Source organism: Mycobacterium sp. 29Ha (assembly GCF_032883055.1).
Classification (GTDB): domain Bacteria; phylum Actinomycetota; class Actinomycetes; order Mycobacteriales; family Mycobacteriaceae; genus Mycobacterium; species Mycobacterium gallinarum.
Genome location: NZ_JAMQTI010000032.1, coordinates 44466 through 56265, shown reverse-complemented (window position 1 = coordinate 56265; position 11800 = coordinate 44466). Strand labels below are relative to the sequence as shown.

The 11800-nt window shown below is 66.1% G+C and carries 14 protein-coding genes; 5 read left to right on the top strand and 9 right to left on the bottom strand.

Going from position 1 to position 11800, the window contains the following annotated elements; genetic code table 11:
* Window positions 1-28: 28 nt before the first annotated feature.
* A complete protein-coding gene (locus M1248_RS29515; protein ID WP_317150536.1) occupies window positions 29-628 on the bottom strand; it encodes a TetR/AcrR family transcriptional regulator in 600 nt (199 codons plus the stop codon).
* 88 nt (window positions 629-716) lie between these two features.
* On the opposite strand from M1248_RS29515, the gene M1248_RS29510 reads away from it, so the two are divergent.
* On the top strand, window positions 717-2285 hold the full coding sequence (locus M1248_RS29510; protein WP_163734803.1) for a phytoene desaturase family protein: 1569 nt from the start codon (window positions 717-719) through the stop codon (window positions 2283-2285).
* Here M1248_RS29510 and M1248_RS29505 read toward each other — a convergent pair.
* A complete protein-coding gene (locus M1248_RS29505) occupies window positions 2282-2728 on the bottom strand; it encodes a hypothetical protein (RefSeq protein ID WP_317150535.1) in 447 nt (148 codons plus the stop codon). The genes M1248_RS29510 and M1248_RS29505 overlap by 4 nt on opposite strands.
* Before the next feature lie 21 nt (window positions 2729-2749).
* Here M1248_RS29505 and M1248_RS29500 point away from each other — a divergent pair, with 21 nt between their 5' ends.
* Together M1248_RS29500 and M1248_RS29495 are read left to right on the top strand one after the other, a co-directional pair.
* Window positions 2750-3181: a GAF domain-containing protein gene (locus M1248_RS29500; protein WP_317150534.1), complete on the top strand. Its 432-nt coding sequence runs from the start codon at window positions 2750-2752 to the stop codon at window positions 3179-3181.
* Window positions 3182-3330: 149 nt separating this feature from the next.
* Window positions 3331-3570, top strand: a complete 240-nt coding sequence (locus M1248_RS29495) for a hypothetical protein (RefSeq protein ID WP_163734795.1) — start codon at window positions 3331-3333, stop codon at window positions 3568-3570.
* Here M1248_RS29495 and M1248_RS29490 read toward each other — a convergent pair.
* Window positions 3567-4628 (bottom strand): alpha/beta hydrolase fold domain-containing protein, encoded by a 1062-nt coding sequence (locus M1248_RS29490; RefSeq protein ID WP_317150533.1) that lies wholly within the window; start codon window positions 4626-4628, stop codon window positions 3567-3569. The two genes, M1248_RS29495 and M1248_RS29490, sit on opposite strands and share 4 nt — an antisense overlap.
* A gap of 72 nt (window positions 4629-4700) precedes the next feature.
* Window positions 4701-5393, bottom strand: a complete 693-nt coding sequence (locus tag M1248_RS29485) for a demethylmenaquinone methyltransferase (RefSeq protein WP_317150532.1) — start codon at window positions 5391-5393, stop codon at window positions 4701-4703.
* 70 nt (window positions 5394-5463) lie between these two features.
* On the opposite strand from M1248_RS29485, the gene M1248_RS29480 reads away from it, so the two are divergent.
* Window positions 5464-6288 (top strand): SDR family oxidoreductase, encoded by an 825-nt coding sequence (locus M1248_RS29480; RefSeq protein ID WP_317150531.1) that lies wholly within the window; start codon window positions 5464-5466, stop codon window positions 6286-6288.
* On the opposite strand, the gene M1248_RS29475 is transcribed toward M1248_RS29480, so the two are convergent.
* Window positions 6285-7412 (bottom strand): glycosyltransferase family 1 protein, encoded by a 1128-nt coding sequence (locus tag M1248_RS29475; protein ID WP_317150530.1) that lies wholly within the window; start codon window positions 7410-7412, stop codon window positions 6285-6287. The genes M1248_RS29480 and M1248_RS29475 overlap by 4 nt on opposite strands.
* Before the next feature lie 133 nt (window positions 7413-7545).
* Between M1248_RS29475 and M1248_RS29470 the strand changes: the two genes are divergently transcribed.
* Window positions 7546-8220 carry a DsbA family protein gene (locus M1248_RS29470; RefSeq protein ID WP_163734780.1) on the top strand — a complete coding sequence of 225 codons (675 nt, stop codon included), beginning with the start codon at window positions 7546-7548 and terminating at the stop codon, window positions 8218-8220.
* Between the two features lie 3 nt (window positions 8221-8223).
* Here M1248_RS29470 and M1248_RS29465 read toward each other — a convergent pair whose 3' ends face one another.
* From M1248_RS29465 to M1248_RS29450, 4 genes are read right to left on the bottom strand one after another with little or no spacing between them, the layout of a single operon-like run.
* Window positions 8224-8739 (bottom strand): DUF3592 domain-containing protein, encoded by a 516-nt coding sequence (locus M1248_RS29465; protein WP_163734777.1) that lies wholly within the window; start codon window positions 8737-8739, stop codon window positions 8224-8226.
* Window positions 8740-8787: 48 nt separating this feature from the next.
* Entirely contained in the window at window positions 8788-10437 is a 1650-nt protein-coding gene (gene menD, locus M1248_RS29460) for a 2-succinyl-5-enolpyruvyl-6-hydroxy-3-cyclohexene-1-carboxylic-acid synthase (RefSeq protein WP_317150529.1), read from the bottom strand.
* Window positions 10438-10439: 2 nt separating this feature from the next.
* The gene (locus M1248_RS29455) at window positions 10440-11222 is read right to left on the bottom strand and encodes an alpha/beta fold hydrolase (protein WP_163734772.1); all 783 of its coding nucleotides are present in this window, start codon (window positions 11220-11222) and stop codon (window positions 10440-10442) included.
* 18 nt (window positions 11223-11240) lie between these two features.
* Complete coding sequence (locus M1248_RS29450) at window positions 11241-11741, bottom strand: nitroreductase family deazaflavin-dependent oxidoreductase (RefSeq protein ID WP_163734769.1); 501 nt, start codon at window positions 11739-11741, stop codon at window positions 11241-11243.
* Between the last annotated feature and the right edge of the window lie 59 nt (window positions 11742-11800).

Sequence of the window (11800 nt, the reverse complement as noted above, 5' to 3'; positions counted from 1 at the left end):
AATTTGCCATACTGCGGGCAACGGTAAATTACGACAGCGGCCCGAGACCCGACCGGACGAGATTCATCGACGTAGCCGTGATCTCGCCGAGGTCACCGCCGCAGCCGTTGCGGCCCCAGTGCTCCACGGCTGTCACCAGCGCCGCGGCGACCACCGCCCCGGCCACATCGGCGACCAGGTCGATGTCGGCCACATCCTGATATCTGTTCCTGATGAAGTCGGTCAACACTGCGGCGAACGATGACTGCACGACTCGTAGGTGCCCGGCGATCCGTTCGGCGCTGATCAGTTCCGCCCTGGCGGTCGCGGCCTGCCGTACCACCTCGATGTCGAACGGGAAGCTGACAATGCTTGCGAGCACCGCGTCGAACAACGATTCCGTGGGAGGTCGCTGCTCCAACGCTTCGGCCAACCACTCCACCTGGGTCTCGTAGTCCTGGAACAGCACCGCTTCCTTGGTGGGAAAGTGCCGGAAGAAAGTCCGTTCGGTGACCCCGGCCTCGCGCGCCAGCTCGGTGACCGTCACGTTGGCGAACCCCTTGTCCGCGAAGCTGGCCAGCGCGGCGCGCCGCAGTGCCTCACGGGTCGAGCGTCGCCGCTGCTCATGAAGGTTGGGGGCGGATGCCATGGTGCGCCGATCGTAGCCCACCCTTGAAAATTTATGTCAGTACTGACATATTCCTGGTGGACCGCTGCATTGCGAAGGAGAACAGGCCATGAGCGAATATGACGCGATCGTCGTCGGTGCCGGACACAACGGGCTGACGGCTGCGGCCGTGTTACAGCAGGCAGGAATGCGCACGCTGTGTGTGGAGGCCAACACCTACAGCGGCGGGATGGCCGCGACCGTTGAGCTGATCGAGGGGTTTCGCTACGAGATCGCGGGCTCGGTGCAGTTCCCCATGCCGCCGCAGATCGCCAAGGAGCTGGGCCTGGACACCCTGCCGACCGTCGACGCCGAGGTGCAGTCGGTGAATCTCGGCGACGCCGGCGAGGAGCCGCTGATCTTCTACCGCGACCCCATCAAGTTCATGACCCATCTGGCCGACAAACACGGCATGGAGGCCGTCGCTGGGATGGCAGGACTGATCGGGTGGTCGCAGGGTCCGGCAAAGGCGCTGGGCCGCTTCGACGTTCGCACACCGCCGAAAACACTTGACGAGATGTACGCGTGTGCCGCCAACGAGGCCGAACGCACCGCGATCCACGACGTGATGTTCGGCTCCGCGATGGACGCCATCGACCGCTACCTTCCCGACAAGGAGAAGCACGCGGTGTTGCGCGGCATGCTGGCATTCCTGGCGATCAACTCGACCTACCGGGGGCCCTACACTCCGGGCAGCGCCACGTGTCTGGCGTGGGCGTTGGCGGTGCCCGACGACACGACCGCCATGATGACCAAGCTCGAAGGGGGCATCGGCGCGCTGTGCGACCATCTCCGTGAGTTGTTTCTGTCCTCCGGCGGTGAAATCCGTTATCGCACAAAGGTGGATCGCATCCTGGTGTCTGACGACCGCGTCACCGGGGTTCGCCTTCGCGACGGATCCGAGATCAGCGCGCCGGTGGTGGTTTCGAATCTGTCACCGGACTACACCCTCGTCGATCTGGTGGGCGCCGACCTGCTGCCCGCCGACCTGGTCACCCGGATCAGCGGCCGTGACCACCGCGCATCGTTTGTCCAACTGCACTTCGCCCTTGACGGCCTACCCGAATTCGCGCCGCCCTACGACTTCCTCAATGATCCCGAGATGCTCGGGTCGGTGGCGATCTTCAATTCGCCAGAAGAACAGCAGCGCCAGTGGGACGAATGCCGGCGCGGGATCGTGCCGGACAACCCGTCGATGGGCATGCAGATCCCGTCCGTGCACGACCCGAGCATGGCGCCACCGGGAAAGCATGCCGCCAGCGCCTTCGCCTACGCGCTACCCGTCGAGAACAGCCGGGACACGCGCAAACTCAAGAACGAGATGGCCGAGAAAGTCATCGACAAGATCACCCGGTATGCGCCCAATTTTCGCGATATCCAGATCCGCCTCATCACCTTCGCGCCGTATCACATGGACACCATGTTCGCCGCCCCGTCCGGCGACTTCTGCCACGGCCTGCTGCACCCAGATCTCATGGGGCCCAACCGGCCCGGGCCGAAAGGCTTCCTGGACATGCCGATTCCGATCGACGGGCTCTACCTCGGCGGGGCAGGCTGTCACGGTGGCCCGGGCATCACATTCACCCCTGGCTACAACGCCGGATACCAGGTCATCGAGGATTTCGCCGGCAGCACCTAGACAGACGACGAGGACCCCGAATCGCTTGATGAGGATCCGGAATCGCTTGATGAGGATCCCGAATCGCTTGATGACCAACCGGAGTCGCCCGACGACGAGCCCGAATCGGTCGAGAACAATCCGACGGCGCCTCCGAAGAACGGATCCGAACTGCTCAACGAGCTCGAAGACCCGCTTGTACCGGATCGACCCGACTGTTTCCGCTTCTGCAGCGCCATCGCGATCTTGACGTCCTTGGGGGCCTTCTTCTTGTCTCCACTTCCGGCGGTGAGTGCCAATGCGATGAGGATGTCAGCGACGGTGATGAACAGGCCTGCCCAGTACGCCCAGCGGAGCTCCGGATCGCGCGGGGATGCGAAGAACATGATCAGGAAGATCGGGCCGACGATGCCGAAGACGAACATCATGGCCTGAATCAGCAAGTACCGCTTGAACGTCTCCATGTCGGGTGCAGAATATCGCGCATGCCCGAGGTCTACCGCGCACCGATGCGGTCCCGCCGCGACGACATCGATCCTCGATCGACGGTCGATCGCGCGCTTGCGATCGGAGTCGTTGGCTTCGGTGACGCGGGCGGCGGCGAGCGTCTCGATCGCCGCGTCGCGCGGTTCGCCGACGTGGCCGACGGATCGTTCGTGTGGACTCGCGACGCCGACGGTCTCTATTGGCTCGGCCGTATCGAGGGACCACTGTTCTACGACGATGCGGGCGCCGCCGTCGATCTCGTTCACGTCCGGCCGTGCCGGTGGGTCGACGAGCCAATTCTCGAACCGGAGGTTCCCGCCGCGGTGCTGGCGACGTTCGCGCGAGGAGGTCGCAACTTTCAGCAGACGCACGACCCGAATGTCGGCGAGCAGACGGCGGCGATTTGGCGCAGGCGCCGTCCGGCGCCCTGACAAGGGCCCGTGAAAACCTTTGCTGGAGCGGGCGATTTGCACAGCCCGGCTAAATGTAAGCCCTGCTAGAGGACCTATTCTCAAACGCTCCGCGGGATTACTCTGGAGTGCACCGGCGTTCCCACAAGCATCGGCGGAAGGAATCCACGATGCGCAAGCTGACAGTTCGATCAGCATTCGCGGCATTGGCCATTGCGGCCGCCGCGATGGGCACGGCCACGATTGCGAGCGCCGCGCCCGCCGGCCCGTGCGAAAAGGTCACGTCTGTCGGCGTCTGCCAGCCCTTCGATCAGCAGCAGCAGCAACAGCAACGCATCCGGTCACCACAGCAGGGCATGGGTGAAGTGGTCGTGCCCGGCCTCGGCTCCAACCCGCTGACCCTCGGTTAGCCGCTCAGCGACTTCGCGAACCCACTCACGTCGCGGATCGAGGCGTGAAACACCTCCGGCATCACGTGCGGCAACAACAGGTCACCACCGTGGCATGTGCCGGCGACCAGCCGGCCCACCGTCGGCACCCCCGCCTGCAGAAGCCGGCGGTAGTACTGCAGCCCCTCGTCGCGCAGCGGGTCCAACTCGTTGACCGAGATGACATGCGGCGGTAGGCCCGCCAATTCGTCGTCGGTGGCCACCGCGGCCCAGCACGTCGCGTCGTCGCTATGGCTATCGGCGGGGTCATAGAGCGATCCGAGCAGTGCCAATTGGTGGCATGTGACGAAGTACTCGTCGTTCTCGGTGAGTGACGGCAGATCCTCACACGCTTCGAGCCAGCGGTTCGAAATGTAGGGACACTGCGCGTAGAAGCCGGCGATCTCGTGCAGCCACCCTTCGCGCTTGGCCTTGTGCGCGACGGTGAGTGTGAGGTTCCCGCCGCCGGACTCGCCGGACACGATCAGCTGTGCCATGCCGAGCTCGCCGCGGTTCGCGGCGGCCCATCGGACCGCGGCCGCACAATCGTTCAGACCTGCGGGGAACGGATGCGGTCCGAGCTTGCCACCGGAGTTGCGGAACTCCACACCGATCACGACAACCCCTGTGGCAGCCAGATGTTCGCGCAGCATCATGTATCCGATGTCCGCTGCGGCGCCGATCGCCATGCCGCCACCGTGCAGGTGCACGATGCCCGGGATCGGACGGTCGGCGCCGTCGGGGCGGCTGATGTAGAGCGCGATGTCGTTGCCGTCGTCACCGCTGATGGTGGTCGTCGTGGTGGTCACACCGTCGGCCGCAGACGCCGATTGCGCGAACACGTCGAAGATCGCGCCCATCCCTTCTTCGCTCATCGTGGCGAACGCCAGCCGCTCCTCGAGGGGTGCGTCGACCGCCAGCTCGATCGGCGGCAGCCGACCGTCGAGCCCGAACTCGGCGAGCGCCTTGACCATTCGCGGGTCGGAGCGGGGATCGGTGGCGAGTGTCGAATCCGGATCAGCGTGACGTCCATAGGCCATGGCGCGACCGTACAACCGGGTCGTGTGTCGTGGCCCGGGTTTGGGTAGCTCCGTCGTGTGCGCGAAGCTGATTCAGTGTGACGGTTTGGTCGCAGCGTGCAGCGCGACAATGCCGCCGCTGAGGTTGCGCCACCGCACCGCCGACCAGCCCGCGTCGGCGATGTGGCGCGCGAGGTCGGGCTGGTCGGGCCACGCGCGGATCGACTCGGCGAGGTAGACGTAGGCGTCGGGATTCGACGACACCGCGCTCGCCATCCGCGGCAGCGCCTGCATCAGATACTCCTTGTAGGCCGTCGCGAACAGCCTGTTCGTCGGCGTTGAGAACTCGCACACAACCAGCCGCCCGCCGGGCCGAGTCACCCGGGCCAGCTCGCGGAGCGCCGCTCCGTGGTCGACGATGTTGCGCAGCCCGAAGCTGATGGTCACCGCGTCGAACACGGCGTCGCCGAACGGCAGCTTGGTGCCGTCGGCCGCGACCTTGGGCACCTTGCGCGCACTGCCCGCGGCGAGCATGCCGACGGAGAAGTCCGCGGCTACACACCACGCCCCCGAGGTCTCGAGCTCCACGGTCGAGACGGCAGTGCCGGCGGCCAGATCGAGCACCTGGTCGCCGGGGCCGATACGCAGCGCCTCGCGCGTCGCCCGCCGCCAGAAGCGGTCCTGCCCCAGAGACAACACCGTGTTCGTGAGGTCGTAGCGGCGCGCCACCCCGTCGAACATCGATGCGACCTCGTGGGGATCCTTGTCCAGCGTCGCGCGGTTCACAACGGCGACGCTACCTGTCAACATCCGGGCGTCGGGAATGGAATGCGCCCCAGCGGGCATTTATCCGCACATGGCGGAAAAAGTTTGGTTCATCACCGGTACTTCGCGTGGCTTCGGGCGAGAGTGGGCAATCGCGGCACTCGAGCGCGGCGACAAGGTAGCAGCGACGGCGCGGAACACGTCGACGCTCGACGATCTGGTCGAGACGTTCGGCGACGCGCTGCTGCCGATCCAACTCGACGTGACCGACCGTGATGCGGACTTTGCCGCTGTGAAACAGGCGCACGACCACTTCGGTCGGCTCGACGTCGTCGTGAACAACGCGGGCTATGGCCACTTCGGTTTCATCGAGGAGCTGACCGAACAGGAGGCGCGCGATCAGATCGAGACCAACGTGTTCGGTGCTCTGTGGGTGACCCAGGCGGCGCTCCCCTATCTGCGGGCGCAGCGCAGCGGACACATCATCCAAGTGTCGTCGATCGGCGGTATCACCGCGTTCCAGAACGTCGGCATCTATCACGCCTCGAAGTGGGCCCTGGAAGGGTTCTCGCAGTCGCTGGCGCAGGAGGTTGCGCCGTTCGGGATTCATGTTTCGCTGATCGAACCCGGCGGGTTCTCGACCGATTGGGCGGGCTCGTCGTCGAAACGGTCCACACCGCACCCTGACTACAAAGAGGTGCATGAAGAAGCGGACCGGCTACGCAGCCAGCGCGTCTCGGAGCCCGGTGACCCGAAGGCGTCGGCGGCCGCGGTACTCAAGCTCGTCGACGCCGAAAAGCCGCCGCTGCGAATCTTTTTCGGTGAGCTGCCGCTGCGGCTCGCCAAAGCCGACTACGAAAGCCGGCTGGCTACCTGGGAGGAATGGCAGCCGGTGTCGATCGAGGCCCAGGGCTAGGCGGCTTTGAGGCGGCGCAGGCCGATGACCTCGTCGTAATGTCCGAGCAGCTCGTCACAGATCGCGGGCCACGTCCGGGTCAGCACGCTGCGACGCGCCGCAACCGAGTAGCGCTGCCGTTCGGCGATCAGATGGTCGACGGCCGCTGGCAGTTTGGCTTCGAACTCGTCGACCGAAAGCAGCAGTCCGGTGCGGTAAGGCATGACGAGATCACGCGGACCGCCGGCGTTCGGTGCGATCGCCGGCAGCCCAGAGGCCATCGCCTCCTGCACCGCCTGACAGAACGTCTCGTGCTCGCCGGGGTGGACGAAGACATCCATGCTTGCGTACGCGGCGGCCAGCTCTCCGCCGTACAGCGCTCCGGTGAAAACGGCTGACGGCAGCATGGTTTCGAGCTTCACACGGTCGACGCCGTCACCGACGACGACCAGCTGAAGGTCGTCGCGCTCCGACAGCGCCGCGAGCCGCTCGACGTGTTTCTCAGGCGCCAGCCGGCCGACGAATCCGACGATCGGCTTATCCTGTGGGGACCACAGGCTGCGCAGGTTCTCGTCGCGCGCCGAAGGTGCAAACCCGGTGATGTCGACACCGCGCGCCCACTTGTGCACCCGTGGGATGCGATGCGCCGTCAGGTTTTCCATCGCGGCGGCCGACGGCGCCAGCGTGCGGTCGGCGCGGGTGTGGACCATCCGCGTCCACGCCCAGGCCGCCCTGGATGCGAAGCCCATGCCATAGCTCTCTGCGAAACCTGCGACATCCGTTTGGAATACGGCCACTGTCGGCACTCCGAGGTGACGCGCGGCGAGCATGCCGCCCCAACCGAGCAGGGCCGGCGAGGCCAGGTGCACGACGTGGGGGTCGAACCCGCGCAACACACTCACCATGCGGGGACGCGGCACGCCGAGCGGAAGCGACGTGATTTTCGGGAACATCCGCGACGGCACCCGGTGCACCCGGACACCTTCGTAGATCTTGTCGGCCGCCGGCTCACCCCGCGGGGTGTCCGGTGCGATGACGAGGGCCTCATGACCGGCGCAGCGGAGATGCTCGAGCACCCGAAGCACCGAGTTGGTGACGCCGTTGACATTCGGGAGGAACGACTCTGCGACGATTGCAACGCGCACGCCTCGAGAGTCCCATCGGCGGCTGTCGTCAAGGTTTCGTGCAGGGATATGTCACGCAAATAGCTCGTGCCGACGAACGGATGCTTCAGATCGGCGTTTTCGAGTACTCTGCGCTCAAAGAAAGGCGGTTGACATGCGGATTCCCCGGACGGCATCGGTGGCCATCGCTGTGGTGCTGATCCTCACCGGTTGCACTACGCAGGTGACCGGCACCGCGGAGCGGAATCCCGAACCAGCCCCACTTGTGGTGAGCGAAGACGGCTACGGCATCGTCGCCGGATTCGAGGACGCGCCGACCCGGATCGAGATCTTCACCGAGCCGCAGTGTTCCCATTGCGCGGATCTGCAGGCCGATTTCGGCGATCAGTTCGCGTACTACATCGGCGTCGGCGCGCTGAAGATCACCTATCGACCCTTGACATTCCTGGACAGCGGGGGCGGCGGCTACTCGGCGAATGTGAGCAACGCGTTGTTCCTTGCCGCCGAGGGCGATGCAACGGGAACACAGTTCCAGCGCTTCGTCGAGGAACTGTATGCACACCAGCAACGGACCAAGGGGGGACCCGGCCCCACCGACGACGAGATGGCCGACATGGCGAAGGCCGCCGGAATGCCGGACACAGTAGCCAATCGCATCGGCGATGCGGGGTCAGCGATCAACACCAAGGACATGGACGCCGCCAACTTCGAGTACCTGTACGGGATCGACCCGCTGAACACCGGGACACCAACGGTTTACGACCCGGTGAACGACGAGAAGATCGATATCTACGACAACAACTGGCTGAACACACTGATGCAGACCTGAGGCCTACGCGACCTCCTGCACCGAAACCTGCCGTCGGTCGCCGCGGCGCTCCAGGTAGGCCAGGCCCGACAGTGCCGCCACCGCGATGAGCCAGCCGACCACCGCGATGGAACCCGCCGGGATTATCGCCAGTGAGGCGTTGCGATCCCGAACCCGTACCAAATCCGGGTTGTTCGTGTCGTATTCGACGTAGATTCGCATACCCGTCTCCAGTTCGGACGGGTACAGGACACCCAGCTCGGGGCGATAGGTCACGCGGTCGGGCGTCACAAACTCGATGGTCGACCGTCGCGGTCCGGCGCTGAGCACCTCGGCGGCGGCCACGCCCATGTGCCGCTCGATCTGCCGGTCGTTACGCCACGCCCCCATCACCATGAGCACCGACTGCAGCGTCACCAGACACGCGACGAGCACGATTCCGATGCGGATCCGCCGGAACACACGCTGCGCCCGCGTCTCGGTGGGGTCGGGCGACAGTCGCGGAACCAGCTTGCGCCACAACGCGATGACTCGGCTCACAGTGTCGTCTCGTTCGCTCGGCTCACAACGCAGTCTCGTTCGCTCGGCTCACAGTGCAGCCTTGATCGACGCGTGCAGAGCTCGCAGCGACGACCGGTCGGCCTTCACCTCCAGCACCCGCATCCCGTCGAACGGCTCGTTGAGCGCCTCGACCAGGCCGTCGACCTCGATCTGCCGGCTGTCGATGTGGTACGCCCGGCACAACGCGCCGACGTCCACATCGTGCGGGGTACCGAAGATCCGCGACGAGACGTCGGAGAACCGCGGATCGCCTTGCTCGAGCAGTTCGAAGATGCCGCCGCCGTTGTCGTTCGACACGACGATGGTGAGGTTGCGGGGCGTGGGTTCGGTCGGACCGATCAGCAGCCCGGAGCTGTCGTGCACGAATGTCAGGTCGCCGATCAATGCGAGGGTCCTGCCGTCATGGGCGAGCGCGGCGCCGATCGCCGTCGACACCGTGCCATCGATCCCGGCGACTCCGCGGTTTGACCGCACCTTCAAGCCCTGGGTGTTGAGGCCGACGAGCGCGGCATCCCGAACCGGGTTCGATGCGCCCAGCACCAGTTGGTCGCCGGTGCGGACCGCGTCGGCGACGGCGGCCGCGACATGGAGTCCCGTCTTGAGCGGATGGGCCTCCAATTGGGCGCGAACGGCGTCCACAGCGTGCTTATTGACCTCGCCGCAGCGCGCCAACCAGGCGGGATCGGGTTCGCCAGTGGTCACGGCCCGCGTGCCGGTCGCTGCCGAGTTCCCCGAAACGTCGGGCCAGCGCGGGCCCGTCGTCAGCGCGTAGACCGGGACCGCCGGATCGGCCAGCAGCGTCGACACCGGCCGGTGCAGCGTCGGACGGCCCAGCATGATGACCTGCTTCGGCCGTACCAGCCGCAGGGCGAACGGATGCAGCGGGTTGGCGGCCGGCGGCGCGGTCGGCTCCGCGACGGTCGGCAGCGCGGCGAGGTTCGGGTGTACACCGGCACCGTGGCCGGCGATGACGACCGTGTCGGGCGTCAGGTCGATGTCGAGCGGCTGGTCGAAGGTGACGGGCGGCGTGAACGTCCACGGCTTGCCGTCGGGCCGTCCTTGCGGGCAATAAGTGCCGCCGGAGCCCAAGTCGTCCTGGGCGCCGGGCACCAGCGGTTCGCGCAGCGGAATGTCGAACTGCACGGGTCCCGCGTTGGCCGAACGAGATCCGGTGGCGGCCACCAGGACTCGACACGTTGCCGACCGCCACTGCGCGTTGAGGGAATTCAATTCGTCAGGCTTGGCCCCGGCGATTTCGGAGGCGAGGCCGAGGCTGATGGTCTCGCGCACCTGCGTTCCGAAGTAGCCCAACTGCTCGAACGTCTGGTTCGCTCCGGTGCCGAGCAATTCGTAGGGCCGGTTGGCGCTCAGCACGATGAGCGGCACCCGCGCGTAGTTGGCCTCCACCACCGCCGGACCGAGGTTGGCCACCGCCGTACCGGACGTCATCGCGACGCACACCGGCGCGCGCTCAGCGACGGCGAGGCCGATCGCCAGGAAGCCGGCGGTGCGTTCGTCGATGCGCACGTGTAGCCGCAGCCGGCCCGCGCGGTCGGCGTCGTGCAGGGCGAACGCCAACGGGGCGTTTCGCGAACCGGGGCACAGCACGACATCGCGCACGCCGCCGCGGATCAGTTCGTCGACGACCACGCGGGCCTGCGTAGTCGAGGGGTTCACCACTACAGACTATCGGCGAAGAATTTCAGCGCTGCGGCGTTGACTTCCTGCGGCTTCTCGAGGAATCCGAGGTGACCGGTGTCGGCAATCTCCAGGTAGTAGCCGGTACGGATGGCTTTGGCGACCTCACGGCCCAGATGCGGCGGCAGCACGATGTCGTCGGCGAACCCGATGACGAGCGTGGGCGTCGTAATACTTTGGTAAGCGGGCAGCCGATCGGTCGTGGGCGCGGCGTCGGTCTGACAGCGCAGTCCAGGCGACGGCTTGGTGGGCCACATCGTGAACATCTCGGCCCAGTCGCGGACGAAGTTGTCGTTGTTCAGCGTGGCCGGCGAAAAGCTCTCCATCAGACGGATTTTCGCGTCGTACGACGCGGGTAGCTCGATGCCGGCGTCGTAGAGTTCACGTTCGGCGTCGCGGAAGAAGCTGCGCGCCCGGTCATGGCGGCCGCGGGTGGCCATCAGCACCGCGGCACTGACCAGCTCCGGACGCGCCAGCATCAGTTCCTGCGCGATGTAGGAGCCCATCGAGACGCCGACGATGCGCGCAGGTCCGGCGTCGAGCTTCTCGATCAACTCGGCGGTGTCGGCCACCATCTCCTCGACGCCGAAGTTGTCTTCGTTCTCGGTGGCACCGATACCCCGGTTGTCGAAGGTGATGCAGCGGTAGCCCGCGCGTTGGAACTCCGGCACCTGATGTAGGTGCCAGGTGCGACCCGCACCGCCCCTACCTGCGATGAACAGCACCGGATCGCCTTTACCGCGGTCGTCGTACGCCAAATCCACGCCGACGACGCTACTTGCTCACTCGACCTCGGTGAACGCCACCACCGGGATGCGGCGACCCTGCGTCGTCTTCTGGTATCCCGCGTAGTTCGGCATGAACTGCGTGGCCAGCCCGAACAGCCGGTCGCGTTCCGCGCCCAGCATTTCCTCGCCCACGAAGGTGCCCTGGTAACCGCGGGAGGTGAGCGTGACGCGGGGATTGGCCTTGACGTTGTGGTACCAGGCGGGATGCCGAACGCCCCCGTAGTTGGAGGCGACGACGATGACGCGGCCGCCGTCGGTGAAATACGTCAGCGGTGTACTGCGCTGCTGACCGGACTTCGCGCCGGTGTGCGTGAGCAGCACCTCCGGTCGGACCATCGAGATCGACAGATGGCCCTTGGTCGCCTTGATCAGCGCGCGGTCGATGCGCCAGCCGTACCGGCGCAGGAACGTCTGCCCAGGACCTGTCGCCGTGAGCCGCGCGCCGGCCCTGACCACGGCTGACGGCGGGTTGGGCGGAACCTCAGGAATTCCCACGCCTGCGACCGTATCGCGGTTGCGATTTCGGTGTCGGCAGTCGCGCTGAGCGCTCCCCG

Coding starts and splice junctions, on each gene's coding strand:
- M1248_RS29515 (WP_317150536.1), bottom strand. CDS start 628: ATGGCATCCGCCCCCAACCTTCATGAGCAGCGGCGACGCTCGACCCGT.
- M1248_RS29510 (WP_163734803.1), top strand. CDS start 717: ATGAGCGAATATGACGCGATCGTCGTCGGTGCCGGACACAACGGGCTG.
- M1248_RS29505 (WP_317150535.1), bottom strand. CDS start 2,728: ATGGAGACGTTCAAGCGGTACTTGCTGATTCAGGCCATGATGTTCGTC.
- M1248_RS29500 (WP_317150534.1), top strand. CDS start 2,750: ATGCCCGAGGTCTACCGCGCACCGATGCGGTCCCGCCGCGACGACATC.
- M1248_RS29495 (WP_163734795.1), top strand. CDS start 3,331: ATGCGCAAGCTGACAGTTCGATCAGCATTCGCGGCATTGGCCATTGCG.
- M1248_RS29490 (WP_317150533.1), bottom strand. CDS start 4,628: ATGGCCTATGGACGTCACGCTGATCCGGATTCGACACTCGCCACCGAT.
- M1248_RS29480 (WP_317150531.1), top strand. CDS start 5,464: ATGGCGGAAAAAGTTTGGTTCATCACCGGTACTTCGCGTGGCTTCGGG.
- M1248_RS29470 (WP_163734780.1), top strand. CDS start 7,546: ATGCGGATTCCCCGGACGGCATCGGTGGCCATCGCTGTGGTGCTGATC.